This is a genomic window from Bradyrhizobium sp. CCBAU 45384 (assembly GCF_028128665.1).
In the GTDB taxonomy this organism is placed as follows: Bacteria; Pseudomonadota; Alphaproteobacteria; order Rhizobiales; family Xanthobacteraceae; genus Bradyrhizobium; species Bradyrhizobium manausense.
In genome coordinates, this window is record NZ_LBIZ01000111.1 from 245,239 (window position 1) to 270,667 (window position 25,429).

At 62.7% G+C, this 25,429-nt stretch carries 23 protein-coding genes; 17 read left to right on the forward strand and 6 right to left on the reverse strand.

What is annotated here, in order from left to right; translation table 11 throughout:
* Positions 1–1,378 precede the first annotated feature (1,378 nt).
* Positions 1,379–1,717, forward strand: coding sequence for a hypothetical protein (locus tag XH80_RS23250; RefSeq protein ID WP_271600556.1), 339 nt, complete (start codon positions 1,379–1,381; stop codon positions 1,715–1,717).
* Between the two features lie 502 nt (positions 1,718–2,219).
* Here XH80_RS23250 and XH80_RS23255 read toward each other — a convergent pair.
* The 4 genes from XH80_RS23255 to XH80_RS23270 form a co-directional block, all read right to left on the reverse strand.
* The gene (locus tag XH80_RS23255; RefSeq protein ID WP_271600557.1) at positions 2,220–3,206 is read right to left on the reverse strand and encodes a serine hydrolase domain-containing protein; all 987 of its coding nucleotides are present in this window, start codon (positions 3,204–3,206) and stop codon (positions 2,220–2,222) included.
* A gap of 275 nt (positions 3,207–3,481) precedes the next feature.
* Complete coding sequence (locus tag XH80_RS23260) at positions 3,482–4,510, reverse strand: ABC transporter permease (RefSeq protein ID WP_220005612.1); 1,029 nt, start codon at positions 4,508–4,510, stop codon at positions 3,482–3,484.
* 12 nt (positions 4,511–4,522) lie between these two features.
* Positions 4,523–6,025 carry a sugar ABC transporter ATP-binding protein gene (locus XH80_RS23265; protein ID WP_271600558.1) on the reverse strand — a complete coding sequence of 501 codons (1,503 nt, stop codon included), beginning with the start codon at positions 6,023–6,025 and terminating at the stop codon, positions 4,523–4,525.
* A 7-nt stretch (positions 6,026–6,032) separates the two neighbouring features.
* The gene (locus tag XH80_RS23270) at positions 6,033–7,055 is read right to left on the reverse strand and encodes a sugar ABC transporter substrate-binding protein (protein ID WP_271600559.1); all 1,023 of its coding nucleotides are present in this window, start codon (positions 7,053–7,055) and stop codon (positions 6,033–6,035) included.
* A gap of 769 nt (positions 7,056–7,824) precedes the next feature.
* Between XH80_RS23270 and XH80_RS23280 the strand changes: the two genes are divergently transcribed.
* The 10 genes from XH80_RS23280 to XH80_RS23325 all read left to right on the forward strand — a co-directional run bounded on the left by XH80_RS23280 (position 7,825) and on the right by XH80_RS23325 (position 16,795).
* A complete protein-coding gene (locus XH80_RS23280) occupies positions 7,825–8,208 on the forward strand; it encodes a DUF2946 domain-containing protein (protein WP_271600560.1) in 384 nt (127 codons plus the stop codon).
* A 294-nt stretch (positions 8,209–8,502) separates the two neighbouring features.
* A complete protein-coding gene (locus XH80_RS23285; protein ID WP_271600561.1) occupies positions 8,503–9,297 on the forward strand; it encodes a hypothetical protein in 795 nt (264 codons plus the stop codon).
* A 39-nt stretch (positions 9,298–9,336) separates the two neighbouring features.
* Positions 9,337–9,657 carry a copper resistance CopC family protein gene (locus XH80_RS23290; protein WP_271600562.1) on the forward strand — a complete coding sequence of 107 codons (321 nt, stop codon included), beginning with the start codon at positions 9,337–9,339 and terminating at the stop codon, positions 9,655–9,657.
* Positions 9,654–10,604, forward strand: coding sequence for a copper homeostasis membrane protein CopD (gene copD, locus XH80_RS23295; protein ID WP_271600563.1), 951 nt, complete (start codon positions 9,654–9,656; stop codon positions 10,602–10,604). Before XH80_RS23290 ends, copD begins: the two co-directional genes overlap by 4 nt.
* 27 nt (positions 10,605–10,631) lie before the next feature.
* Entirely contained in the window at positions 10,632–11,150 is a 519-nt protein-coding gene (locus tag XH80_RS23300; protein ID WP_442869168.1) for a copper chaperone PCu(A)C, read from the forward strand.
* Positions 11,151–11,181: 31 nt separating this feature from the next.
* Complete coding sequence (locus XH80_RS23305) at positions 11,182–11,700, forward strand: YcnI family copper-binding membrane protein (RefSeq protein ID WP_271600564.1); 519 nt, start codon at positions 11,182–11,184, stop codon at positions 11,698–11,700.
* The gene (locus tag XH80_RS23310) at positions 11,700–13,262 is read left to right on the forward strand and encodes a copper resistance CopC/CopD family protein (RefSeq protein WP_271600565.1); all 1,563 of its coding nucleotides are present in this window, start codon (positions 11,700–11,702) and stop codon (positions 13,260–13,262) included. Before XH80_RS23305 ends, XH80_RS23310 begins: the two co-directional genes overlap by 1 nt.
* 147 nt (positions 13,263–13,409) lie before the next feature.
* Positions 13,410–14,729: a proline--tRNA ligase gene (gene proS / locus XH80_RS23315; protein WP_057756103.1), complete on the forward strand. Its 1,320-nt coding sequence runs from the start codon at positions 13,410–13,412 to the stop codon at positions 14,727–14,729.
* Between the two features lie 73 nt (positions 14,730–14,802).
* Complete coding sequence (locus XH80_RS23320) at positions 14,803–16,083, forward strand: lipoprotein-releasing ABC transporter permease subunit (RefSeq protein ID WP_057756098.1); 1,281 nt, start codon at positions 14,803–14,805, stop codon at positions 16,081–16,083.
* Positions 16,084–16,090: 7 nt separating this feature from the next.
* Entirely contained in the window at positions 16,091–16,795 is a 705-nt protein-coding gene (locus XH80_RS23325) for an ABC transporter ATP-binding protein (protein ID WP_271600566.1), read from the forward strand.
* A gap of 130 nt (positions 16,796–16,925) precedes the next feature.
* Here XH80_RS23325 and XH80_RS23330 read toward each other — a convergent pair whose 3' ends face one another.
* The gene (locus tag XH80_RS23330) at positions 16,926–18,005 is read right to left on the reverse strand and encodes a quinone oxidoreductase family protein (protein ID WP_271600567.1); all 1,080 of its coding nucleotides are present in this window, start codon (positions 18,003–18,005) and stop codon (positions 16,926–16,928) included.
* A 561-nt stretch (positions 18,006–18,566) separates the two neighbouring features.
* Between XH80_RS23330 and XH80_RS23335 the strand changes: the two genes are divergently transcribed.
* The 6 genes from XH80_RS23335 to XH80_RS23360 all read left to right on the forward strand — a co-directional run bounded on the left by XH80_RS23335 (position 18,567) and on the right by XH80_RS23360 (position 23,930).
* The gene (locus tag XH80_RS23335; RefSeq protein ID WP_271600568.1) at positions 18,567–18,938 is read left to right on the forward strand and encodes a hypothetical protein; all 372 of its coding nucleotides are present in this window, start codon (positions 18,567–18,569) and stop codon (positions 18,936–18,938) included.
* Between the two features lie 210 nt (positions 18,939–19,148).
* Positions 19,149–19,922, forward strand: a complete 774-nt coding sequence (locus XH80_RS23340; protein WP_271600569.1) for a helix-turn-helix transcriptional regulator — start codon at positions 19,149–19,151, stop codon at positions 19,920–19,922.
* 171 nt (positions 19,923–20,093) lie between these two features.
* Positions 20,094–21,260 carry a serine hydrolase domain-containing protein gene (locus XH80_RS23345; RefSeq protein WP_271600570.1) on the forward strand — a complete coding sequence of 389 codons (1,167 nt, stop codon included), beginning with the start codon at positions 20,094–20,096 and terminating at the stop codon, positions 21,258–21,260.
* A 149-nt stretch (positions 21,261–21,409) separates the two neighbouring features.
* Positions 21,410–21,970 (forward strand): TetR/AcrR family transcriptional regulator, encoded by a 561-nt coding sequence (locus tag XH80_RS23350; RefSeq protein ID WP_271600571.1) that lies wholly within the window; start codon positions 21,410–21,412, stop codon positions 21,968–21,970.
* 70 nt (positions 21,971–22,040) lie between these two features.
* The gene (locus XH80_RS23355) at positions 22,041–22,898 is read left to right on the forward strand and encodes a DMT family transporter (protein ID WP_271600572.1); all 858 of its coding nucleotides are present in this window, start codon (positions 22,041–22,043) and stop codon (positions 22,896–22,898) included.
* 99 nt (positions 22,899–22,997) lie between these two features.
* Entirely contained in the window at positions 22,998–23,930 is a 933-nt protein-coding gene (locus XH80_RS23360) for a dihydrodipicolinate synthase family protein (RefSeq protein ID WP_271600573.1), read from the forward strand.
* Positions 23,931–23,944: 14 nt separating this feature from the next.
* Here XH80_RS23360 and XH80_RS23365 read toward each other — a convergent pair whose 3' ends face one another.
* Entirely contained in the window at positions 23,945–25,207 is a 1,263-nt protein-coding gene (locus tag XH80_RS23365; protein ID WP_271600574.1) for a hypothetical protein, read from the reverse strand.
* Between the last annotated feature and the right edge of the window lie 222 nt (positions 25,208–25,429).

The window sequence follows — 25,429 nt, forward strand, 5'->3', positions numbered from 1 at the left end:
AACCTTAGGGTCCGGATCGCAGACGTAGCAACGAGCGGGATTTTTGGAAGTCGTCCAATTCACTGGAATTGATGCAGCATGACGCGGCTCGTATCGGAAGACCGCGCAGTTTGAACTAACGCAATTTGAAGGGATCACGGCGCTAATTTCTTGTTTTCTTAGAGAAATTGCAATGACTCAAATGCACTCGATGACCGCCAACTCGGCGACCACATTGATCGTGCTACTGGTCTCGCACTTGGCAGCGAACGCGCACGATCCTAACCGACCTGAACTCAATCATTGGTTCGAGAGCCTCAAAAGTGGCAAGGGGCCATGCTGCTCAAACGCGGACGGAATAGCAGTTGCCAGCCCCGATTGGGAGAGTAAGGGCAGCGGATACCGCGTCCGTTTGTACGGACAATGGTGGGATGTGCCACCGGAAGCGGTGATTGTCGGACCCAACCTCACCGGGCGGACGATTGCGTGGCCCGTGTATGAGTATATCGATGGCATGCCAGCACGCGTAACTGATATTCGCTGCTTCATTCCGGGTCCCATGATGTGATTCAAAATCAGCAGCGTCACTTCCGCTTGTGCGACCCATGCGTTTCCACACAACCAAGGCCCGCAGCTGCTGGCGACGCCCTCGGTTTGCCTTTGATCCACGTCAAAAAATTATACGAGCCGGCATCATAAGCTTACGTCACTTCAAAGAAGCCGAGGTCAGCGCTCAATCTTGCGGGGTTGACGGATGCTGTCATGGTTGGCGAGGCAGGCAATGCGACAAACCAGAATCACCTTGGCCGACCTTGACAAGTCCCTCTCTGACTTAGGCGACGGAGCTCTCCACAATTTGTCGACGGACGACTACAAGCGGCTCTTTGGCGAAAACGACGCGGCTCTGAGCCGCCTTCGTCATTTCGTTAAGGGGCATGGATGCGTTGCAAGCTTCTCGGATGACAGCATCGTCTTTCGGAAGCTAGTTTCGACCCCGCCGCAATCCTGCATTCAAAATATTGAATAGGCCGCATCGGCAAGATGATCGGTGTGGATATTGAAGAGCGGCCGAGTTCCTTAAGAAGGCCCGGACGAAACTGAACGCCGCCTCGTTGGAATCAGCCTACGCATTTTCGCTTCTGGCCGCTGCCAACCCGCGCGCAATACGCCGATCCGCGCGCGAGGTCTGTACGGCATGACAATGAGCGGGATCGCTGCGGTAATCCGTTCTTGCGCTTCCCAACAACCCAACTTAAGTTAACTCGCCGGAGCAGGCGACTGTACGGCTGATCGGCGTCATGTTGCAGGGGCGTTTCTGCGGTGGAATAATACTGGTTGCCCGCCAGCGTCGTTTCGGCAAGTGCCGCTTGATGTAGATGAGCGAATCGGGAGTGGCGTCATGCACCGATACGTGGCCCGAGCGAATGTGGATCACTATCTCGATCTCCTGAATGGCGATGACCTTGCACCGCACAATCGGGCCACCATCACCAAGCTGCTCGTCGAGGAAGAAGACAGGCTCAGCCACGATCTGGAGCATCTTGAGTTCGCGGAAACCCGCGCCGCCAATGGCCGCCAAAGAGTGAACCACGTAAGGCGCCTGCGTAATGCCTTCGCGTTTGACACGGCGGAACGCGCACAGGCAGATCGCCTATTGGTCAACTGCGAAAATCTGCAGACGCTCCTGGAGGATTTCTGCCATCACCTGCGTGCGAGGATCGACTCGCGCGAGCTCTGACACTCCGGGCTCAAGAACGGCTCCTCAAGGAAGCTGTCGCTTAATGTTCGTTTCCAACCGCTGCTCCAACCCACTGTAGTTCGCTTCTGGCCCATTGCGTCTGTTGGTGCGACGCAGAGATGTTTCTGGAGTTGGACCGGAAGTGTCCTATCAACCGCCGGAGATTCGCCAATGACCCGTTGCAGCCCCCGGACTCGCAGCCAAAGTTGCAGGAATCCATAGAGCGACGGATGGCAATAGCGATCAACGTCCGAGCCGATGGCGACTCCGCAAGTGCGGTCGAGCAGTTTTGGGACCAGGTTGCGGCATTCGAAGATGAACCCTCGATGCGCACTCTCGCCTACCGGCCACATTTTGAAGCTGCCAGCGGGCGCGCGGTAGGAAGGAAAGCCGCTTGTGGCCCCGTAGCGGATACCCATTGCACGAACTCGAGCGCTATGGGGGATAGGCGGACATTACCTTCGTCGCATGATGCCGCGGTGCGGGGGCGTGGTCTGGCAAATCAATTGGCCATCGTCACGATCTGTCGAACGAGGTCGAGAAAAGTCGCGCTATGAATTCCCTTCTGGCTCCGGTCCAGTTCGACGAGTTGAACGGCAACCAGACGCTTCTCCGGCACGATGACGATCAACTGTCCGCCGTAGCCCGACGCAAAGATTGCGTCTCGTCCCCAAACGCCGGCATCGAGTGTCCACCATAGATAGCCATAGCCGCGGTCTTTTCGATCGGTCTCCGAATAGGCCTTGGTCGACTCGGCCGTCCATTGCGACGGAACGACGGAAGCGTCATTCCATCGTCCCTTGTTGAGGAACAGTAATCCGAAGCGTGCAAGATCCCGCGCGCTCATGCTGAACACATAGGCGCGGTAAAGCGAGGAACTATCTCCAACGAAAGCCCCGTCGTGGGCGGTGAAATCCTGCATCCCGATGGGACGCGCAATCATTTTGTCGAAGCTATCGAAGATGTCCGAGCCCGTTGCCCTTTCATAGATTGCACCCAGGGCGTTGAAGTCCCAGTTGTTGTAATACCAGAACGTGCCGGGCCGATGGGAACCCCGCGGCGGCCGGTTCGATTTCTGGTCGCTCGTCTCATAAGCTGCGGGATGATAGACCCCGGAGCGGGCCATGAGCAATTGACGAACAGTTGCCTGCTTCTCTCCGGTCGTCAGCGATGGCGAGGTGTCGTCGATCCCCAATTGGTCGAGCGTGCCTTCGAGTTTGATCTGGTCGCGTTCGATGGCGATTCCGTAGAGAGCACTCAGGAAGCTCTTTCGAACAGAGCGCACGTTGACCTTGCGGGTGAGGTCGCCTGAGGTCGCGACCACCAGGCCGTCTTGCACGATCATGATTGCGGTCGGCTTGTACTTTCGCGCGTAGCTTTCGACGGTGCCTTGAATCGGCGAGGTCTGCGTCTGTCCGGTAGCGAGGAATTGCCATTCAATGCCGGGCTCGGCACGTGCCCATCCCGAGAAGAGCAGCAAGGTCATCATGACCAGAGCTGCGTGCCGCATGACCATGGATTATGCTCTGAGATTTGGCGAAAATATCTGGAGGGAGACGACTGCTGGTTGTACCGAGATCTCTGGGCCAAGCTTGAGCTAGCGGATGCGCAGATACCCGGTGGTTGCCATCATGACATCCTACTCCTGTTTTGCCCGACGCGTCAAACCAAATTTCGGGAATCGCGAATAATTCCTGCGCATCAAATTCCGCAATGATTTTTACTGTGCATGGGGTTGTTTTCGCGCTTTTGTTTTGAGGGCGTCTATTCCGCCGCTTTTTCTCGCAACCGCTGCGCATAGACGTTGATGATCAGCGCCGCCAGCAGGATCAGGCCGCGGATCAGGATCTTCAAGAAACTGTCGATGTTGACGTGGTCGAGGCCGTTATTGAGAACACCGAGAACGAACAGGCCGACGATGGTGTTGCCGATGCCGCCGCGGCCGCCGAACAGGCTGGTGCCGCCGACCACGACGGCGGCGATGGAGTCGAGCAGATAGGTGTCGAACTCGTTCTGCTGCGCGCTGCCGAAATGGGCGACGCCGAGCATGCCGCCGATGCCGGCGCACACCGCGGAGATGATCATCACGCTGCCAAGGATGAGCTTGACGTTGAGGCCGGAATATTCGGCCGCCTCGCGATTGCCGCCGACCATGTAGACGTAGCGGCCGAAGCGCGTGTAGGTCAGCACGAGGTGCCCGCCAAGCAGCATGACGGCGGCAACAATGACGATCCAGGGGATGCCGCCGATCGAGCCCGAGCCGAGCGTCGAGATCAGGCTCGGGACCTTGTAGGCGATCTGGCCGCGCACCAGCAGCGCCGAGATGCCGGCCGCGATCTGCATCATCGCCAGGGTCATGATGAAGGAGGGGATGCCGATCACGGTCAGGCCCAGCGCGTTGACGAGGCCGAGAGCCGCGCAGAGCAGGAGCGACAGGATGATCGCGATCGCGCCGGGCAGGGGGATGTTGGCGATGTTGACGTAAGATTCCTGCAGCGTGAAGTAGGCGACCGCGATGCCGGTGACGTTGGCGATGCCCGCGATCGACAGGTCGATCTCGGCGCAGAGGATCACGAAGGTAAGGCCGACGGCGATGATGCCTGTCACCGACACCTGCGTCAGGATATTGCCGAGATTGTCGATGGTCGCGAAGGAGGGGCTGGCGACGGCGAAGAAGGCGGACAGGAAGATCAGCGTCAGGAACGGCGCGATGTTGCGCATCTGCGAGCGCAGGAACGTCGCAGCGCCCCGTGCGCGCTGGCTTGCTGCTGGTGCCGTCTCACTGCTCGCCATTGTGCTTCTCCGTCACGCCGCTTCCAGCAGGCGGTCCTTGCTGACCGGCTCGTTCCTGAATTCCCGCACCAATGCGCCGCGCTTGAGCACGAGGATGCGGTCGGCCAGCGACAGCACCGTTTCCGGCTCGGTCGACAGCACGATGATCGCGAGCCCCCTGGCGCGGAGGTCGCGGACGATGTTGATGACGTCGTTCTTGGCGCCGACATCCATGCCGCGGGTCGGCTCGCACAGGACGAGCAGCTTGGGCGGGTAGGTCAGCCATTTTGCCAGCGCAACCTTCTGCTGGTTGCCGCCCGAGAGCATGCCGAGGTCGAGGCCGACCACCGGCGGCCTGATCTGCAACTGCTCGACCTGGCGCCTGGCGATATCACGCTCCTGCGCCGGTTTGAGCAGCAGCGACGAGATGCGCTCGAGGATGCTGATCGAGATGTTCTTGTACACCGGCTCCTGGTGAAACAGCATGGCGCGCCGGCTCTCCGGCACCAGCGCGATGCCCGCGCGCCGCGCCGCCGCCGTGCTGGCGAAGGTCTTCGGCCGGCCCTCGACGATCAGTGTGCCGGCGTCCGGCTTCAGCTTGCCGAACAGGATGCGGGACAATTCTTGTTGCCCGCAGCCCATGAAGCCGTAGATGCCGAGCACCTCGCCGGCGCGGGCCTCGAAGGAGACGTCCTTGAGGCTGCGCGCCAGCGACAGCTGGTCGACCTTCAGCACGACCGAACTGTCGCTCGGCCGCGGCAGCATCAGATCGTCGGTGTAGCTGTGCTCGAGCGCCTCGCCGCCGCGGCCGATCATGGCCTCGATCAGCGCGCCCTTGGTGGTCGCAGCACTCGCGGTCTCCGCAACCTTCCGCCCGTTGCGAAACACGGTGACCGTATCGGACACGCGAAGAATGTCCTCGATGAAATGGGAGATGAAGACGATGGCGGTGCCTTCCTCGCGCAAGCGCCGCAGCGTCGTAAACAGCCGCTCGACCTCGGGCGGGGAGAGGGCGGAGGTCGGTTCGTCCAGGATGACGATGCGCGCGCCGGAGAACAGCACACGGGCGATTTCGATCAGCTGCTGCAGCCCGATCGGCAAGTCGCCGAGCCTCGACATCGGATCGACGTCGATGCCGAAGCGGGCGAGCTGCTCGCCGGCCTCGTGCGCCATGCGTCGCCATTGCACGAGGCCAAGCGCGTTGGTCGGCTGGTTGCCGAGGAAGACGTTCTCGGCGACCGTGAGATCAGGCGCGACCGAGAGCTCCTGATGCACCATGGCGATACCCGCGGCATGCGCATCGCGCGCCGAGCGGAAATGGGTCTCATGGCCGTCGATCAGGAAGCGGCCGGTAAATTCGGTGTGCACGCCGGCGATGATCTTCATCAGCGTGCTTTTTCCCGCGCCATTCTCGCCGACGAGGCCGTGGATCTCGCCGGGGAGAAGCGCGAAGTCGACACCACGAAGCGCTTCGACGCCGCCGAAGCTCTTCGTGATGCCCTGCAGTTCCAGGATGGGCCGTCGACCCTCAGGCATGGAGATTTCAGATCAGGAAGTGATCCTGCATCCACTGCATGCCCGCGGCATTGGCCTTGGTCACGACAGGGCCGTCGGTGACGACGTTCTTGGGAATGCCCTGGCCGCTCTTCTCGCCGCCAACGACGGCCGCAACGCCCGCAATGATCGCGCCGCCGTGGATGCGGCACGACGGATTGCGCACGGTCGCGTACATCCGGCCCTCGCTCACCGCCTGGATCGCCGGCGGCATCGCGTCCACACCACCGATCAGGATGTTGGTGCGGTTGTGGGCCTTCATGATGTTGGCAGCGGCCAGCGCCATGTCGTCATTGTGGAAGAACGCCGCGTCGATCTGCGGGTACCTGGTCAGATAGGTCTCCCAGAGCCGCGCGGTCTTGGAGACGTCCCAATCGGCCGGCTGGGTGTCGAGCACCTCGATGGCGGGGAATTGCTTCACCACCGAGTTGAAGCCTTTGGCGCGGCCCTGCGCGCCGGTGTGGCCGAGGGCTCCTTGCGTCATGATGATCTTGCCCTTGCCACCCATCGCGTTGCAGAGCGCCTGCGTCACCGAGGCGCCCATGAACTCGTTGTCGGGGGCGAGGAAGGAATGGACGTTGATCTGGTCGAGCGGCGCAATCAGCGTGTCCATGTCGATGACGGGCGTGCCGGCGTCGATCATCTTCTGCACCGGCTGGGTGAGGGTGCCGATGCCGAACGCCTGGATGGCGACGAAATCCCATTTCTGCGAGGCCATGTTGTCGATCGCCGCGCGCTGCTTCACCGCATCGAGCTGGCCATCGAACCAGGTGACTTCGACATTGAACAGCTTGCCCCAGAATTCCGCGGCCTGCTTGCCCTGCGCGCACCAGGTGGCCTGAAGGCCTGCGTTGGAGAACGCCGCCTTCAGCGGTTTCTCACTTCGTCCCATCTCGGCTGCCAATGCTGGGTTTATGCCCATGCTGCCGAGGATGGCAGTCGCGGCGCCGGCGGTCGCAGCCGCCTGAAGAAGATCGCGCCTCGTCGTCGAGAAATCTTTCGTCTCGGACATCGCTCGCTCCCATATATCTTGTCGTCGGCGCGTCATTGGTTGCGCTACCGATCTGGAAAGTGTCTCACAATCGACGAGTTCACGCCACCCAATCTGCAACGCGAGAGTTGGTGCAGCGCAAAGCGCGCTACGCTGCAAGTCCACTGCGCTCGCCTGCGAAGTCGAGAATCGGCTTGATGGTCAACGCAAGCATCGATCCCATCACGGGCCCGCTCCGCGTCTCAGGATGCTCGTCGAACGGCTGTTGGTAGACGAGGGGCGGCAGATCGGCGTAACGCGAGGCTGCGAGCCTAAAGCTGTTCGATCAGATTGGGAGAGGCAGATAAAAAAAGAGCGGGGCCCTGGCCCCGCTCAAAAATTGTGTCGACCCTATTATCCCCGATTCTAAGATTTGATCTTGATTGACGGGGCGACGCTGCGTTTTGCGCGCCAGGGGCTCCTCCCGAGACTTGGACCACCAGACTTCGACCTCACGGCCAGCCTGAGCAAGAGGGATGCTAGATCAACTTTTCTCACTTGTCATCATTTTCGGCAACGATTGTTCAAAATTCGAGCAGCTGACGAAACGATCGGGCTGTTATGGGTCGTAAGTATATGACAAATATAAGAATTCTGTGGAAATCGCCGGGCGGTGCCGCTGCCTCAAATGCCGGACACTGCCCCCGGACGGACGCCCCCCGAAAACATTTTCGAGAAATATGCGTCGCCCCAGCGCAGGGGATGTGATCTCGACTCGGGCCAAGCGTGGTGTTTAGTTAGCAGGGAACGAATGGTTCGGCGGATGCGCGCACGGCTGCAAAAATTCCTACCGGTTGTCCTGCTCGCGCTCGTGATGCAGGTGCTGGCTCCAATTGCCGCCTGCTGGGCGGCCGGCCAAGCCGTTGTCGACCCGCTTGGTACCGGCATCGTCTGCCATAGCGTCAGTGAGCAGGGCGCCCCGAATGACCAGGGCGCGCCCACGGCGCATGCCGGCACGTGTGCCCTGTGTTGCTTGGCGCAGGCCAATGCGTCCTTCGATTCGCCGCCGCCGGCGACACTCCTCATTCCCTTACGCCACCCTGAGCGCGTGGTGTGGCGCGAGGCGGATGCGAGCGCAGTCACTGCACATGGCAGGTCCAGCGCCCAGGCGCGTGCGCCTCCGCATTTGACGTAAGCGTAGCGGCCGGATCGGCCGCTTGAACCCTGTACGTCTTTCTTGCGGAGACATCTCATGTCTATCAGTCGCACGCGCGCGGGCCTGTGGGGCCTCGCTATTGCGCTTTGCTCTCTTTCCCCGAGCCTTGTTTCCAGAAGCCTTATCTCCAGAAGCTTTGCCCACGAGATCGTCGGCAACCGCTTCTTTCCGGCAACGCTTGGCATCGACGATCCCGGCGTCAACGACGAGCTCTCGCTTCCCACCTTCGACAGTTTCAAGACCGGCGACGTTCCGCCCGTTCGGCAGCGCGACGTGTCCGGCGAGTTCTCCAAGCGCATCACCGACGATTTCGCCATCTCGTTTGGCACGACCTACACCTTCCTCGGTCCGATCGATGCGACGGTTCCCGGGGCCAACGGGTTCCAGAATCTGGAGACCACGTTCAAGTACCGCGTGTTCAAGGACCCCGCGCATGAATTCGTGATGTCGGCGGGCCTGAGCGTGGAATGGGGCGGCACCGGCGCACAAAGCGTCGGGGCGGATCCGTTCAACACCTACACGCCCACGATCTATTTCGGCAAAGGCTTTGGCGATCTTCCTGACACGCTCTCCTGGCTTCGGCCGGGCGCGATCACCGGGCAGGTCGGCTACGCCATTCCGGGCCGGAGCTTCACCACCACCTTCGGGATCGATCCGGACTCGGGATTAAGCACTGCCGACACTGAATTCCATCCACGGGTGCTGAACTGGGGCGGCACCATCCAGTACAGCATGCCCTATTTGAAATCAGCGGTCGTGGATCTCGGCCTGCCGGATTTCATCAATCACCTGGTCCCGCTCGTCGAAGCCACCCTGCAGACCCCGGTGGCGAACACGCTTACCTCGGGCACGATGACGACGGGCACGATCAATCCGGGAGTCATCTGGGTCGGCAACAAGTTCCAGATTGCCGCGGAGGCGCTGATCCCGATCAACAGGCAAAGCGGAACCAATGTTGGCTTCATCGCTCAATTACATTTGTACCTGGACGACGTTGATCCGCGCGGCATCGGCAAGCCGATCTTCGGTGGACCTGTCCAACCTGCCAGCCCATTTATGAGGAATTGAGCTATGCGAGCGTCTTTACTTTCCTCGATGATTCCGTTGTTGCTGCTGCTCGCCTCCGGTGAAGCCGCGGCTCACGCGACGCTTGATTATGCCGAGCCGCGGGTCGGCAACAAGGTCGCGAACCTGCCGCGCGCGGTGACGCTGACCTTCACGCAGAAGCTCGAGGCTGCATTCAGCTCGATCACTGTCACGGGGCCGAATGGGCAACGCGTCGACGCCGGGAAGGCGAGCGTCAAGGACAACCAAATATCTGTTCCATTGAAGCCGGGCGGCGCCGGCACCTACCACGTGAACTGGCACGTGCTGTCGGTGGATACGCATACGACCGACGGCAGCTTCACCTTCCAGGTCGGCCCTTGAAGGTCCAACTGCCGATGGATTGGTCAACGTCCGATGCGCCCCTGGTCGCGATCCGTGCTGTCCATTTCGCGACGACGGCGATGCTGGCGGGAAATATCCTGTTTCAGGTTTCCATCGCCGAGCCCGCTTCGCGTGAGGTGGCAGGCGTGGCGGAGCGCGCGCGGATCCGTGCCTTGCGGATCTCGTGGGGGACCCTTGCCATCGCCGTGATCTCGGGCGGGATTTGGCTGACGCTTCAGGCGGTGTCGATGAGTGGCATGCCGCTCGACGAAGCGCTGAGCCCTGACGTGCTGTCTACCGTCGTCAACGAAACGCAGTTCGGCCAAGTGGCAGCCCTACGGGCCTGCACTGCGGTTTGTTTGGCGATCTGCCTCATCTGCAATCGTGCGGCGATCGCGCGATGGCTTGGACTTGCGGCGTCGTTCGCATTTGCTGCACTGCTGGCCTGGACCGGACATGCCGGCGCGACCTCTGGTATCGTCGGCTACCTGCATCTTGCTGCGGACGCGCTCCATATTCTGGCCGCTGCCGCCTGGATCGGTGGCCTGGTGCCGCTGATTCTCTTCCTCGGCGCCACCCGCCATAGTAGCTCGCCGTTGCTCGCCCGCGACGCTGTTGGGCGATTTTCGACGATGGGCATCATCAGCGTGGCAACTCTCATACTGACGGGCGTGGCCAACACCGTGGTCCTGGTCGGCTCTGTGCGTGGGCTGATCGCCACGGAGTACGGCCAATTGTTGTTGGTCAAGCTCGCCGTGTTCGCCTTCATGCTGACATTCGCTGCGGTCAACCGGCTGTCACTGACCCCGCGGCTGGGCAAGTACGGGGATGCTGCGCGCGCCTCTCTCGTGCGCAACAGCACCATCGAGCTCGTTCTCGGCCTTGTCGTTTTCGCTATAGTCGGGCTGCTCGGCACGCTGCATCCCGCCATCCACCTCGCGAACTGAAATCAACAAGAGGAGCACAAAGTGTACATCAATAGAGCTTCGTTCGGATCAATCGCGGGCGCCGTCCTGCTCACTCTCGCCCTGCGTGCTCCCGCCAGCGCCGACGATGTGAAGGCCGGTGACCTCGTCATTTCGCAGGCGTGGAGTCGTGCAACACCCGGAGGCGCCAAGGTCGCGGGAGGCTTCCTGACCATCGAGAACAAGGGGACGGCGCCCGACAAGCTGATCGCCGTGTCGGCCGAGATCGCCGGCAAGGCTGAGGTCCACGAGATGGCGATGGACAATGGCGTGATGAAGATGCGCCCGCTGGACAATGGCCTCGTCATCGAGCCCGGCAAGACCGTGAAGCTAGCGCCCGGCGGCAGCCATCTGATGCTCCAGGACCTGAAGGGCCCGTTCAAGGAGGGCCAGAAGGTGCCGGTGACGCTCGAGTTCGAGAAGGCCGGCAAGGTCTCCGTGTCGCTTGACGTCCAGGGCGTCGGCGCGCCCGGTGGCGGAGGCATGATGATGAAGAAGATGCCCGACCATTCGGGAATGAAGATGTGACAGACGCGATCCAATGTCCGGGAGATAGAGCATGTCGAAGGCACCCTGGCTGATCCTGATGGCTGCGCTCGTCGCATCGCCGGCGGCAGCCCACGTATATCTGGAAGGCAAGCAGGCCACGGTCGGCGCGTCCTACAAGGCCGTCTTCGCCGTGCCGCATGGCTGTTCCGGCTCGCCGACCGTCAAGATCCGCGTGCAAATTCCGGAGGGCGTGATCGCCGTGAAGCCGATGCCGAAGGCCGGCTGGAATGTCGATATCGTCGAGGGCCAGTATGCCAGCGCCTACGACTATCACGGCAACAGGCTGACCTCGGGCGTGAAGGAAATTGTCTGGTCCGGCGGCAAGCTGCCGGATCACAATTACGACGAGTTCATCGTCAGCAGTTTCCTCACCGACAGCCTGAAGCCGAACACCACGCTGTATTTCCCTGTCGTGCAGGAATGCGAGAAGGGTGTCAGCCGTTGGATTGAAATCCCGGCCGAGGGTTCCGCGCATTCGCGTGAAGACAAGTCGCCGGCGCCTGGCGTGAAACTGCTGCCCAAGCCGTAATGCGTCTCGTCGCCGCGCTCGTCACGCTGCTCTTGCTTGTCGGCACTGTGACCGACGCGACGGCGCATGCGGCGTTGATTTCGGTTGAGCCGCCGAGCGGCAGCATCCTGGCGACCGCGCCGAAGGCGGTGGAATTTCGCTTCAATGAGGGGGTGACCCCGGGCGCGATCCAGTTGATCGACGGCGCGGGCAGGGCGCGCGACGATGCGCGCGTCACGGCATCGGGCGAGGGCATTTCGGTTGCGATGCCGCCGGACCTGCCGCAGGGCACGGCGGTCGTGAGCTATCGTGTCATCTCGCAGGACGGCCATCCTGTGGCGGGGTCGGTGATCTTTTCCGTCGGTGCGCCGACGGCCACGCAGCCTACGGCCAATGCCGACGGCCTGTTGAAGGCGCTGATCTTGATATCGCGGATCGGTGTCTATCTCGGGCTGTTCGTCGGCGTCGGCGGCGTGTTCTTTGGCCGCTGGATTGCGCGGTCGATGACGGGCATGGGCATGCCGCGCGCGGCGCTTTTCATCGGCATCCCGAGCGCGATCGTATCTCTTGGCGCGCTGGGCCTGGATCTTCTTGGTCTGCCGTTGCCAGCGGGTCTGACGACGGCGCCTTGGACCATCGCATTCGCGACCAGTGCCGGCCCCGCCTTGCTTCTCGCCATCGCGGCGATGCTGCTGGCGCTGATGGCGCTGAACCGGGCTTGGTACGCGCGCGTGTTTGCCGCGATCGCGTTTGCCGGCGTCGGCCTGTCGCTCGCAATAACCGGACACGCCGCGACAGCATCGCCAGAGTGGCTGACGCGGCCGGCGATCTTCGTCCATGGCCTCGCAGTCGCCTTCTGGATCGGCGCGTTGGCGCCGCTGGCAACGCTGGTCTCGAAGCCGACGCCGGCCCTGCTGCCGCTCCTGAACCGCTTCTCGCGCATCGCCATGCCCGTGGTCGCGGCGCTGGCGCTGACTGGGCTTACCCTTGCGATCATTCAACTCGAAAAGCCGTCGGCTTTGATAGACACCACCTACGGCCTCATTCTGTCGGTCAAACTGGCGCTGATTCTGTCTTTGTTGGTACTGGCTGCGCTCAATCGCTTCCGATGGACGCCGGCGCTGGCGAAAGATCGCAGGGCTGCGTCCGCGCTCAAATCTTCCATCCTGCTGGAGTGCGGGGCCGCGCTCGGCATCTTTGCCGTCGTCGCTGGCTGGCGCTTCACGCCGCCGCCGCGGACCATGGTGCCGGAGACGCCGCTGGCGATCCACATCCACAGCGATAAGGCGATGTTTCAGGTGCTGGTGTCCCCGGGGAAGGCCGGCATGGACGATTTCGTGCTCCAGCTCATGACCGGCGAGGCGACGCCGCTGAAGGCCAAGGAGGCGACGCTGACGCTGAGCCTGCCGGAGCGCGGCATCGAGCCGATGGAACGCGACGCCGAGCTCGGGCCCGACGGTTACTGGCATGTGGGCAAGGTCGAGCTGCCCTTCGCCGGCCGCTGGCATGTGCGGATCGACGCGCTGGTGACCGATTTCGAGAAGGTCACGCTCGAGGACGACCTCGAGGTCGCGCCGCCTTGAGGCCGACGCGGTTCAAGTCGAACCTGAAGTCAACGGAAAAATGACAGGAATTCCGCCGCGTTAGCGGCTTTTCCTCATTCCCGGTCTTGTGTTTTCGCTCCCAATCCGGTTTCACTGCAACCCCTCACTGATTCCCAGAGTATTGCCATGCGGTTGTCGCGGTTCTTTCTGCCCATCCTGAAGGAAAATCCGAAAGAGGCGGAGATCGTCTCGCATCGGCTGATGCTGCGCGCTGGCATGATCCGGCAGGAGGCCGCCGGCATCTATGCGTGGCTGCCGCTTGGCTTCCGGGTGCTGAAGAAGATCGAGCAGATCGTGCGCGAGGAGCAGGACCGCTCCGGCGCGCTGGAACTGTTGATGCCCACGCTCCAGCTCGCCGACCTCTGGCGTGAGAGCGGACGCTACGATGCTTACGGTCCGGAGATGCTGCGCATCGCCGACCGCCACAAGCGCGAGCTTTTGTACGGGCCGACCAACGAGGAAATGATCACGGAGATCTTCCGCGCGTACGTGAAGTCCTACAAGAACCTGCCGCTGAATCTCTATCATATTCAATGGAAATTCCGCGACGAGCAGCGTCCGCGCTTCGGCGTGATGCGCGGCCGCGAATTCCTGATGAAGGACGCCTATTCCTTCGACCTCAACGAGGCCGCCGCGCGCGTCGCCTACAACAAGATGTTCGTCGCCTATCTGCGCACCTTTGCGCGGATGGGGCTGAAGGCGATCCCGATGCGCGCGGAGACCGGCCCGATCGGTGGCGATCTCAGTCACGAGTTCATCGTGCTCGCCGAGACCGGCGAATCCGGCGTGTTCATCAATCGTGACGTGCTGGACCTGCCGGTGCCGGATGAGAATGTCGACTATGACAGCGATCTGACGCCGATCATCAAGCAATGGACCTCGGTCTACGCCGCGACGGAGGACGTCCATGATCCCGCCCGCTTCGAGCAGGAGGTGCCGGCCGAGAAGCGCGTCAACACCCGCGGCATCGAGGTCGGTCAGATCTTCTATTTCGGCACCAAGTATTCCGAGCCGATGAAGGCGATGGTGGCGGGCCCCGACGGCGTCGACGTGCCGATCCATGGCGGCTCCTACGGCGTTGGCGTCTCGCGCCTGCTGGGCGCGATCATCGAGGCTTGCCATGACGATGCCGGCATCAAATGGCCGGAGGCGGTGGCGCCGTTCCGCGTCGCGATCCTCAATCTGAAGCAAGGCGATGCGGCCGTCGATGGCGCCTGCGAGAAGCTCTATGCCGAACTGACCGCCAAGGGTGTCGACGTGCTCTACGACGACACCGACCAGCGCGCCGGCGCCAAATTCGCCGCCGCCGACCTGATCGGAATCCCGTGGCAGATCATGATCGGGCCCAAGGGGCTGGCCGACGGCAAGGTCGAGATCAAGAAGCGCAGTGACGGCGCCCGCGAGACCATGTCGCCTGCGGACGCGGTTGCGCGCCTGGTCGGCTGAATATTGTTCATCGCCCGATATCGCGGCCGCCAATCCGGCCACAATTGACCCCGAATCATGGGATTATCGAGCGATGGATGAAACCATGACCGAAACCGTCCAAACTGCGCCGTTCGCGCCCTTCGAGTGGATGCTCTCGGCCCGCTATTTGCGGGCGCGGCGCAAGGAGGGATTCATCTCGGTCATCGCCGGGTTCTCCTTCCTCGGCATCATGCTGGGCGTCGCCACGCTGATCATCGTGATGGCGGTGATGAACGGCTTCCGCAAAGAGCTGCTCGACAAGATCCTCGGCCTGAACGGCCACATCCTGGTGCAGCCGCTGGAATCGCCGCTGACCGACTGGAAGGACGTTGCCGAGCGCATCAGCCAGGTCCAGGGCATCCGGCTCGCGGCTCCCGTGGTTGACGGCCAGGCGCTGGCCTCCTCGCCCTGGAACGCCTCGGGCGTCCTGGTGCGCGGCATCCGCTCCGACGACCTCAACAACCTCACCTCCATCGCCAAGAACATCAAGCAGGGTTCGCTCGAGGGCTTTGACGACGGGCAGGGCGTCGCGATCGGCCGGCGGCTTGCCGACCAGCTGTCGCTGCATGCCGGCGACAGCGTGACCCTGGTTGCGCCGAAAGGCGCGGTGACGCCGATGGGCACGACGCCGCGGATCAAGCCGTACAAGATCGTCGCCGTGTTCGAGATCGGCATGTCCGAATACGACCTCGGCTTCGTCTTTATGCCGCTCGCCGAAGCGCAGGCCTATTTCAACCGCAGCAGCGACGTCACCTCGATCGAGGTGTTCACCACCAACCCCGACAGGATCGACGCCTTCCGCAAAGCGGTGACGGAAGCCGCGGGCCGGCCGGTGTTCCTGGTCGATTGGCGCCAGCGCAACTCGACCTTCTTCAACGCGCTCCAGGTCGAGCGCAACGTGATGTTCCTGATCCTGACCATGATCGTGCTGGTCGCAGCGCTCAACATCGTCTCCGGCCTGATCATGCTGGTGAAGGACAAGGGCAGCGACATCGCGATCCTGAGGACGATGGGCGCCTCGCAGGGCTCGGTCATGCGGATCTTCCTGATCACGGGTGCCTCCATCGGCGTGGTCGGCACGCTGGTCGGCTTCTTCGTCGGGCTCGTGATCTGCCTCAACATCGAATCGATCAGGCAATTCCTGTCCTGGCTGACCTCGACTGAATTGTTTTCGCCGGAGCTCTACTTCCTGTCGAAGCTGCCCGCCGAGATCGACGTCGGCGAGACCACGGCCGTCGTCATCATGGCGCTGACGCTGTCGTTCCTGGCGACGCTCTACCCGTCGTGGCGCGCCGCGCGCCTCGATCCGGTCGAAGCGCTGCGCTACGAGTGAGGGGCTGATGGAGCAGCAGCATGGGGCTGAGGATGTACCGGTCATTTATCTCCACGAGATAAGGCGTCAGTACCTCCAGGGCGAAGCGGCGCTGACGATCCTCGACAACGCCAAGCTGGCGCTGTGGGCGGGACAGTCCGTGGCGCTGGTCGCGCCGTCGGGGTCGGGAAAGTCGACGCTGCTGCACATTGCAGGCCTGCTCGAGGCGCCCGATTCCGGCGAGGTCTATGTCAACGGCGCGCCGACCTCGCAGCTGCCCGACATCGAGCGCACCCAGCTGCGCCGCAGCGATATCGGCTTCGTCTACCAGTCGCACCGGCTGCTGCCGGAATTCTCGGCGCTGGAGAATGTGATGCTGCCGCAGATGATCCGCGGCCTGAAGAAGTCCGAGAGCGTCAAGCGCGCCAAGGAGATCCTTGGCTATCTCGGCCTCGGCGATCGCATCACCCATCGGCCCGCCGAGCTGTCGGGCGGCGAGCAGCAGCGCGTCGCCATCGCGCGTGCGGTCGCCAATGCGCCGCGCGTGCTGCTGGCGGACGAGCCGACCGGCAATCTCGATCCGCACACGGCCGATCACGTGTTCCAGGCCCTGATGCAGCTGGTCAAGGCGACCAAGGTCTCGATGCTGATCGCGACCCACAACATGGAGCTCGCCGGCCGCATGGACCGGCGCGTGTCGCTCTCGAACGGCCAGGTCATCGAGCTCGAATAGGCAAAACGCGAAAACAACCCCATGCACAGTAGACGGACGCGGCCGGCTACATCAGGGGTGATCGCTTCCAGCTATCTGATCGGTCAGGCCTATCCGCCGCGGCGGCGCATCGCGGCAGCGGGCAGGGCATTTACGGCCGGATCACCGTCATCTTGAACGGCCCGCCATTGGCGGCGGCATGCACGATGGCCTCGTTGACATGGTCGAGGTCGAAGTTCGTCGTCCGGTATTCGTCGAGCCGCAACAGGCCCGCGCGCACCATCGCGATCAGACGGCCCGCCGCATCCGGCGGATACATCCAGACGCCATGGATGGAGATGCAGTTGCGCATCAGCCAGGGGTAGGGCAGCTCCAGTCCCGCACCGCCCGCCATGCCGACGCCGCCCATCAGGGCGACGCGGCCGTAAGCGCGCACCGTCATAACAGCCGCGCGCACCACGCTGGTTGCGACCGACGGCGGCATGATGTCGAGCACGCAGTCGATCGGGCCGCCCGCCGCGCGCTTCATGGCCTCGCGATCATCGTCCTCGTTGCCGGACAGCCTCACCGGCTTCACCCGCGCGCCGAAGCGGCGGACGAGGTCGGCGAGAACAGCCTCGTTGCGGCCGGGCGTCACCACACAGGCCGCGCCCATCGCGAGCGCGACCGAGACCGCGGCGCTGCCGAAATTGCCGGTGGCCCCGCTCACCAGCACGGTCTCGCCCGGCTGAAGCTTTGCGGCGAGAAAGCCGCCATAGGGCACCAGCGCGTTCCCCAGCGCGCACCATTGCGAGGCTTCCTCCGGCGTGATCTGGCCGAGCTTCCTTACATTCTCGGTCGGCACCCGCATCTGCTCGGCGAACGAGCCGTGGCGAAAATGCCGTTGCAGCTTCATGGCGCCGGGGCCGGGCGCCGTGAGCCCCTGCAGGGCGATATCGGGCGCCACGACATCGTCGCGCGACCGCACCGTCGGATCGCAGAACACCCAGTCGCCGACGCCGAGCTTGGTCGCATCGGGGCCGATCGTGCGCACCCGGCCGACGGCGCCGGGGCCCGGAATGATCGGCAGCTCGAGCGCATAATTGCGCTCCCCGCTGAAGACCTCGTTCATGTAGGACAGGACGCGCGTGGCGACGACGTCGACGATGACCTCGCCGGTGCCGAGCACCGGGTCCGGAGCAGTCTCGACCACCAGCGGCGACCCCAGGGATTTCAATACGGCAGCTTTCATGATGTTCACCTCAGGGATGGGTGATACCCATCTAAGGCGCCCTCGAAGGGACATGAAGGCCTGGTATTATCCTAGTATTGGAGAGGCCCTGCATGCGATGCGGCCATGCGATATCTCTGAAACGAGCGTGGTTCGCTGGCCCTGAGGCGGAAACCGCTTCGGACTTTTCCGGATCATGCCTTAGTCACGGAACGGTTAGCCAAACGGCACGTTAAGTCCACGTCGCAGCCACGATATCGCCGCAGCGCACCGGCATCCCTGCCCAGGAGGGCTGGCCTTGCAGGAGAATTCATGGAAGAGACTGCAATCACGTTCGTGGCTGTCGCCGCCGTTGCTCTCGCGGGCTTGGTCTTCATCGCCAGGCCGTCGCTGACCTTCTGGCAGAACGACGAAAGCTGACGCTATCCTCATTCCTGCGACGCAGCCCGCACATCATTGCGGGCTTTTTTTCGTCCTGAACGCAGGAAGCGAGGCAGCGGCCAGACGGGGGTGGAACAGCACTGATAGATTGCTGTCGCGACTGGAACCATCTATCGTCACGTCTTTAACTGGAAGTCGACAATGAGGTTTTTCGCCTGCGCGGCCAGCATTTTTTTCTGTGTTACCAGCGCCTCTGCCGAAGATCGGATGACGATAGACTTCTCCTTCAATGGGACGAAGGGCTGCGTCAGCCTATACCCAAATCCCGAGATCCGAATTACGCATGCGCCTCCTGGAACTCGGAAGGTCCTGCTTCGTCTGATCGGACCGAAAAACCGAGAACTCGGCGGTCAGGAAACCGAGCTCCCCGCCAACGGGATCGTTCCGGCGGGATCGATCCGCACGTTCGCGCCGTGCAACCAGGGTTTCTATACCTATCAGGCCATCGTCAAGGCGAAGGATGGCGCGACCATCGCGACAGCCGAGATGCCGCGCTTCTTTCCGTTCGAATAACTTCCTTTGTCCCGATGTCGCGGCGTTGACGGTGATGCCATTGATGATCGGTATGTCGGCTTTCATGTAGATCTGATCGCCGGGCGACAAGTTCGTAAAGCGATCGGCAGTAAGCGGAACACCAACAGCTTTGCTGCGCTCAGTTTGCGGGAGACGAAGGGCCCTGGTATTATCCTAGTATTCCACGAGCCCTCCATCACGGACCACACCATGGCTGACCCCCGCCGCATCGAATTCGGCGATTTCCTCCGCTCCCGCCGCGAAAAGCTGTCGCCGAAGAGCGTCGGCCTTCCTGCGGGGCAGCGGCGGCGCACGGCGGGGCTGCGGCGCGAGGAGGTGGCGCAGCTCGCCGGCATCGGCGTCGATTGGTACATCCGCCTCGAGCAGGGCCGCACCGTCAGCCCGTCGGTGACGACGGTCGATGCGCTGGCGCGGGCGTTGCGGCTGAGCAAGACCGAGCATGCGCATCTTAGGGATCTCGCGCGCGATGGTGCGAGGGGCCCCTTCACCCGCGAGGTGGTGCCGCCGGCCATTCGGCGCCTGGTCGAAAGCCTGCCGCATCCGGCCTACATCACCGGCAGGCGATGGGACGTGCTGGCCTGGAACGAGGCCGCCGAGGAGGTCTTCGCGTTCGGGCGGCTGCCGGAGGAGGATCGCAACACGCTGCTGTTGATGATGACCAACAAGAAGACGCGGAAATCCTACGGCGCAGGCTGGGCTGACGTCGCCAAGCGCATGGTCGCGATGTTTCGCGCCACCCACGACGTCTGGGCCGGCGATCCCGCCTTTGCCGAATTGCTGACCCGCCTGCGCGAAGGCAGCCCCGAATTCGTCAAATGGTGGGGCGCGCACGAGGTGCACGGCACCTTGTCGGGCCGCAAGACCATGACCCATCCGACCAAGGGCGTGCTGCATTTCGAGCACACCAGTTTTCAGGCCAACGACGATCCGGCATTGAAGCTCGTGATCTACACGCCGGTGTGAGGCTCGATGGCGGGCCCGCCGGGGCGGGCATGAGGTCGCGCTCGCTGGTGCCTCAACCCATCGTTGCGGTTGAGGCAGATTAATGTTACAATCCGTAGCATACATCGTGCGCTGTCAGGCTGTGGCGCGACGGCACGGCGATCGAAAAAATGGGTCAGGAGAGAGAGCCGGATGCAACGTCGGCAATTCATGTCGCTGCTTGGTGGGGCAGCCCTGACGCCGGTCGGCGCGACGCCTGTGTTTGCTGCCGCTCATGCCAATTGTGCTGGCCCGGCGAGGCGTGAGGACGGCTGGTCCGTTCCGTCTGCCAGCGCAGATAACGACATCAACCTGGCCGCCTTGTGCGGGATGGCCGATCGGCTCGAAAGCTCGGGCGCCAACATTCATGCCGTGCTGGTCGCACGTCACGGCAGGCTGGCGTTCGAGCGATACTTCAACGGATCTGATGAGGTCCCCAGTCGCTTCTTCGGCGTCCGCGTCAAGGACATCAGCTTCGACGCCGATACGCTGCATAATCTGAAATCGTGCTCGAAGAGCGTCGCGTCGCTGGTCATCGGGATCGCGATCGACCAGGGCCTCATTCGAAGCATCGACGAACCGGTGTTCAACTTCTTCCCCGAATTGTCCGACCTGCGGTCCCCGGACAAGGATCGCATCCTGCTCTCACATCTGCTCACCATGTCGCTGGGCCTGAAGTGGGTGGAGGCGACGCCAGCGACGGGCGACGACAACGACGAGGTGCGCATGCATCTGGCGCAGGATGCCTGTCGCTACGTCCTCGGCCTTCCCGTGACCGCACCGGCCGGGCAGGAGTTCTTCTACAACACCGGCGCGCTTGCGGTGCTCTCGGCGATCATCCGCAAGGCCGCCGGCCGTCCGCTCGATGAATTCGCGCGTAGCGTGCTGTTCGATCCCTTGGGCATCACTGAATTCGAGTGGCGCAGGTTCAAGGGCGACAGCGACGCCGGTGGGGGATTGCGCCTGCGTCCGCGCGACATGGCGAAGATTGGCCAACTCGTCCTCGCGGGCGGCCGCTGGAACGATCGGCAAATCGTGTCCAAGGCATGGATCGAGGCATCGACGGCAACGAAGCTCAAGGCGAATGACTATCAATCCTACGGATACTTGTGGTGGTTGGGACGCTCTCGCCTCAATGGACGGATGGTCCCGTGGATGGGCGCACTCGGCCGAGGCGGCCAGTCGATCCGCATCGTCCCGGAGCTCGATCTCGTCGTCGCGGTGACCGCGGGATATTATCAGGATTACAGCCCGGAAGCCTTCAAGCTGCAGTACGATGTGTTCAGGGACGTCTTGCAGGCGATCTCGCCTCCGGTCTGAATGCGGAACTCGCGTCAGCGTTTGACCATGGAGCAAAGTCTGCCCGGGAAAAGTGGTTCTTCCATTTTAAGACCATTCGGTCTATATATACTGCCATGCGCCGCCAAACCCCCGAGCCATCGCCCCGTGGCCGTCCCCGAACGTTCGACATGGAAGCTGCCGTCGAACGCGCGATGAATGTGTTCTGGACGCGCGGCTACCACGCCACGGCGCTGCCTGATCTTCTTCGCGCGACCAGGCTGTCGCGCGGCAGCCTTTATGCCGCCTTTGGCGACAAGCACTCGCTCTTCCTGCGTGCACTTGATCGCTACATTGCCGATGCCCTCGCTCGCATGGATGTCGAGTTTGCTCCCGATAGAGAGCCGGTCGATGGCTTGCGGGCCTACTTTGCCGGCTATGTTGAGCGCAACAGCGGCGCCAATGGTCGGCGCGGATGCCTGCTGGTCGCCACAGCCATGGAACTGGCTGGCCGTGACACCGAGGTTGACCGTCGCATCGCGAACTTCTTCAAAGCGATGGAGGCGAGGGTGGCTGATATACTGTCTCGTGCGAAGGCCGCGGGCAAGCTCGCCGATGGCGTCGAGCCTTCGAGTGCCGCCCGAATTATCGTCTGTTTCGTCGAGGGCATGCGGGTGATCGGGAAAACGGCACCCACGCGAGTCATCTCGCAAGCCACCGTCGACGCTTTGCTCGACCGCTTCATCAGGTAAACATGCCATGGACGTTTCCGCTGCTCGCAGGCCTATATCTGGACCGAATGGTCTTGAAAGTAACGACGCCATGTCCGCCATCCAGGTCGTCTGTGCTGTGGCCGTCCCCTTGCTCTGGGGTTATCAGTTCGTGGTCATCAAGGTCGGCGTGACGGAGTTTCCGCCGCTCTTCTTTCTGGCGCTGCGCTTCCTGGCCATCGCGCTGCTGCTCGTTCCTTTCGTCAGGCGGCCGACGCGGCAACAATTCGGTCCTGTTGCAGCGATTTCGCTTTTCCTCGGCGGGCTGAATTTCGGGCTCTTCTATGTCGGTCTTGGGCTCGGCTCGGGAAGCCTGTCGGCCGTCGCATACCAGCTTGCCCCGCCGTTCACCGTCCTGTTGGCCTGGCCGCTGCTGGCGGAGAAGCCGTCACTCACCACCTCTGGCGGCGTCGTGATCGCGTTTGCCGGTGTGGCCGTGCTGGCTGTGGGGCCCGGCCCGTCGGCCAACGCGCTTCCGCTGCTGCTCGTGGTCGGAGCCGCATTCGCGTTCGCGGTGTCCAACGTCCTGACCAAGCGCTATGGCCCCTTCGATCCCCTGATGCTGATGGGATGGTCGTCGCTGCTCACGGTGCCGCAGGTTCTGGTGATGTCCTTGCTGCTTGAGCATGGACAGCTCGCAAGCCTTGTCGTCGCGGATGAACGTGGTTGGCTGGCGTTGGCCTACACGATCTTCATCGGAGGGATTGTCGGGTTCGGCCTCTGGTTCTGGCTGATCGCCCGGTGCTCCATGGGCCGCGTCGCGCCGTTTGGCCTGCTGCTGCCGGTGTTCGCGTTGATATCGAGTGTGGTGTTCCTCGGCGAGCAATTGACGCCAAAGCTTGTCGTCGGCGGGCTGCTCGCGATATCAGGTGTTGCCATGACGCAGCTGCGAGCGGCGGCTCGTTCGTGAGCGTGGACAGGGCGCAGCCATGCACCGAACCACTTTGCGAAACGACGAAGTTTCGGGGTAGGCTCGTCGGCATCGTCGGATGCTGTTTGGAGCCCGCCCGTGACCATCGCCCTCAAGGGCATCATTCCCGTGATGCTGACGCCGTTCACCGAAGCGAACACGATCGATTTTTCCGGCCTCGAACGGCTGATCGAATGGTATATCGCAGGCGGTGCCGATGCGCTGTTCGCGGTCGCGCAGTCGAGCGAGATGCAGTTCCTGACGCTGGACGAGCGCATCGCGCTGGCGCGGTTCGTCGCCAAGACCGCGGCCGGCCGGCTTCCGGTCATCGCCTCCGGCCATATCAGCGCCTCCAGGGAGGACCAGCTTACGGAGCTAACGTCGATCGCGAAGACCGGTGTCGACGGCTTGGTGCTGGTGACGAACCGTCTTGCCTCGCGCGATCAGGCCGGGACTGATTTCACCGACAATCTGACCTGGCTGCTCGAACGGCTGCCCAAGGAGATGACGCTTGGCCTCTATGAATGCCCGGCGCCATTCCGCCGGCTGCTCTCCGACGACGAGCTGGCCTTTTGTGCGGACAGCGGCCGCTTTGCCGTCCTCAAGGACGTCTCCTGTGACCTGCCGACCGTGCAGCGCCGCGTCAGGCTGGTCAGCGGCTCGCCACTGACCATCGTCAACGCCAATGCGGCGATCGCCTTCGACGCGATGAAGTCAGGCGCTCCCGGCTTCACCGGCGTGTTCACGAACTTCCATCCCGATCTCTACAAATGGCTGCTGACGCAGCACCAGAAGCATCCTCAGCTGGCGAACGAGCTTTCGGTGTATCTGGCGCTCGCCGCGATGGCGGAGCCGATGGGCTATCCCAAACTGGCAAAGCTCTATCACCAGCGGCTCGGCACCTTTTCCTGCATCGAGAGCAGGGCGGTGGATTTCGATATCCGCGAGCGGTTCTGGGCGCTGGATGCGCTGATCGACAAGATCGTCGAGGGACAGCAGGCGTTCCGCGCGAGGATCGCGGCGGCAGGCTGAGCAAGACCTCGAGCTTACGGCGACGGCGCCGCGGAAGGCGTCGCATCGACCTTCGGTTGGGGGATTGCCGGCCACGGGCCTCTCGGGGCGGACGTCGCCGGCGGCGGGCAGGATTCCGAAAGTTGCGTCCAGGCCGAAGGCAGGCCCGTGGCGTCGATGTCGAACTTGGTCGTGTCTGCCGTTTGGTCCGGCTTCTGCGTGGTCTCCCGGACATGCAGGGAGCGGGACGCCATGATCGCCCTGAACGTGCCGAAATCGAGCGAGCCGCTCCACATTTCGTATTTGCCTGACCGCACCGGACGTCCTCCGGCTTCCTCGGTGGGCGCTGCGTCCGCCGTCATCATGACGATGTGCTGGCCGCTCGCCGCCTCGTCGATCTCGGCCGCGAACATCAGCGGCACGCGATTTTTGCTGTCGCAGTACAGGCGCCATTCCATGGTTCGGAACGACGGACCGTTATCGCCTCTGAGCGTCGCGAACTTGCTGATATAGGGCCGCCCTCCCTTCACCAGCCGCCACATCGTCTCGGCAACGGGACGCGTATCGACGCCGAACCTGTCGAGCTCGGCGCGGGTCAGCACGTGCAGGTTTTCGAACTTCACGGTGCGAATTAAATCGTCAAGCTCGCGGCTGATGCCCATCGCCGCGATATAGGCCGCGCGCTGGTGGTCGGCGCTTGCGGTCTGACGCCGCCTGAATTCAGCGACCAGCGCCTCTGGCGGATGGCCGTGAATCGCGAAGACGAGCCTGGAATTATGCACCGCCAGCGCAGCGTCGGGCGCCACTTCGCGCGATGTCGCGCCGAGAAACACGTAAGCACAGGCCGAGTTGCACATCGCACGATAGGTGGTGAGATCGGCCTCGATCTCGTCGCCTGCGTTCTTCGCCTTCAGGCAGGCGGCGTCAACCTGCGTGCCTGCGGCACATGCCGATGCGATCGTCTGGCCCACGCGAGCGACCGCCTTGCGGCTGCGCAGCAGCCGTCCGATGACATAGGACTGCTCCACATTGCCGCCGGGCGAATGCAGGTAGATCGGGCGCTGCGTGTCCTTGACGGCGGCGAGGAAGCGGCGAACGCGCGAGGCCGCATTTGCATCGATCTCGCCCTCGATGGCGATCCAGCGATCGCAGCCCGGCCCGCACGCGCCGGGTGGCCCCTTGGCAAGATAGATCGTCAAACTGGGGGCAAACCCGGCTTTCTCGGTTGCCGTCTGCTCTGCGTGCAATGCGCCGGGGAAGGTCAGCAAGGCGGCGAGAAGCAGAATGCGGGCAAGCATGAAATGCGGGGACCATGCAAGGGTAGGTTACAAGTGTGATGTTATACGGTGACCAGCGCAATCACAACTTTTAGTAGCGTGAAGGAGCGCTGTGAGCCTATTCTGCCAGAGGCCGAAATTGGCGATCGAAAGTGCATTCATGGCAATCGAGAGTTTGGAGAATTTAGAGGGCGGAATCCGACCAGTGAGCAATGTCTGGTTCGAGCGGCTTGGCTGGGTGCT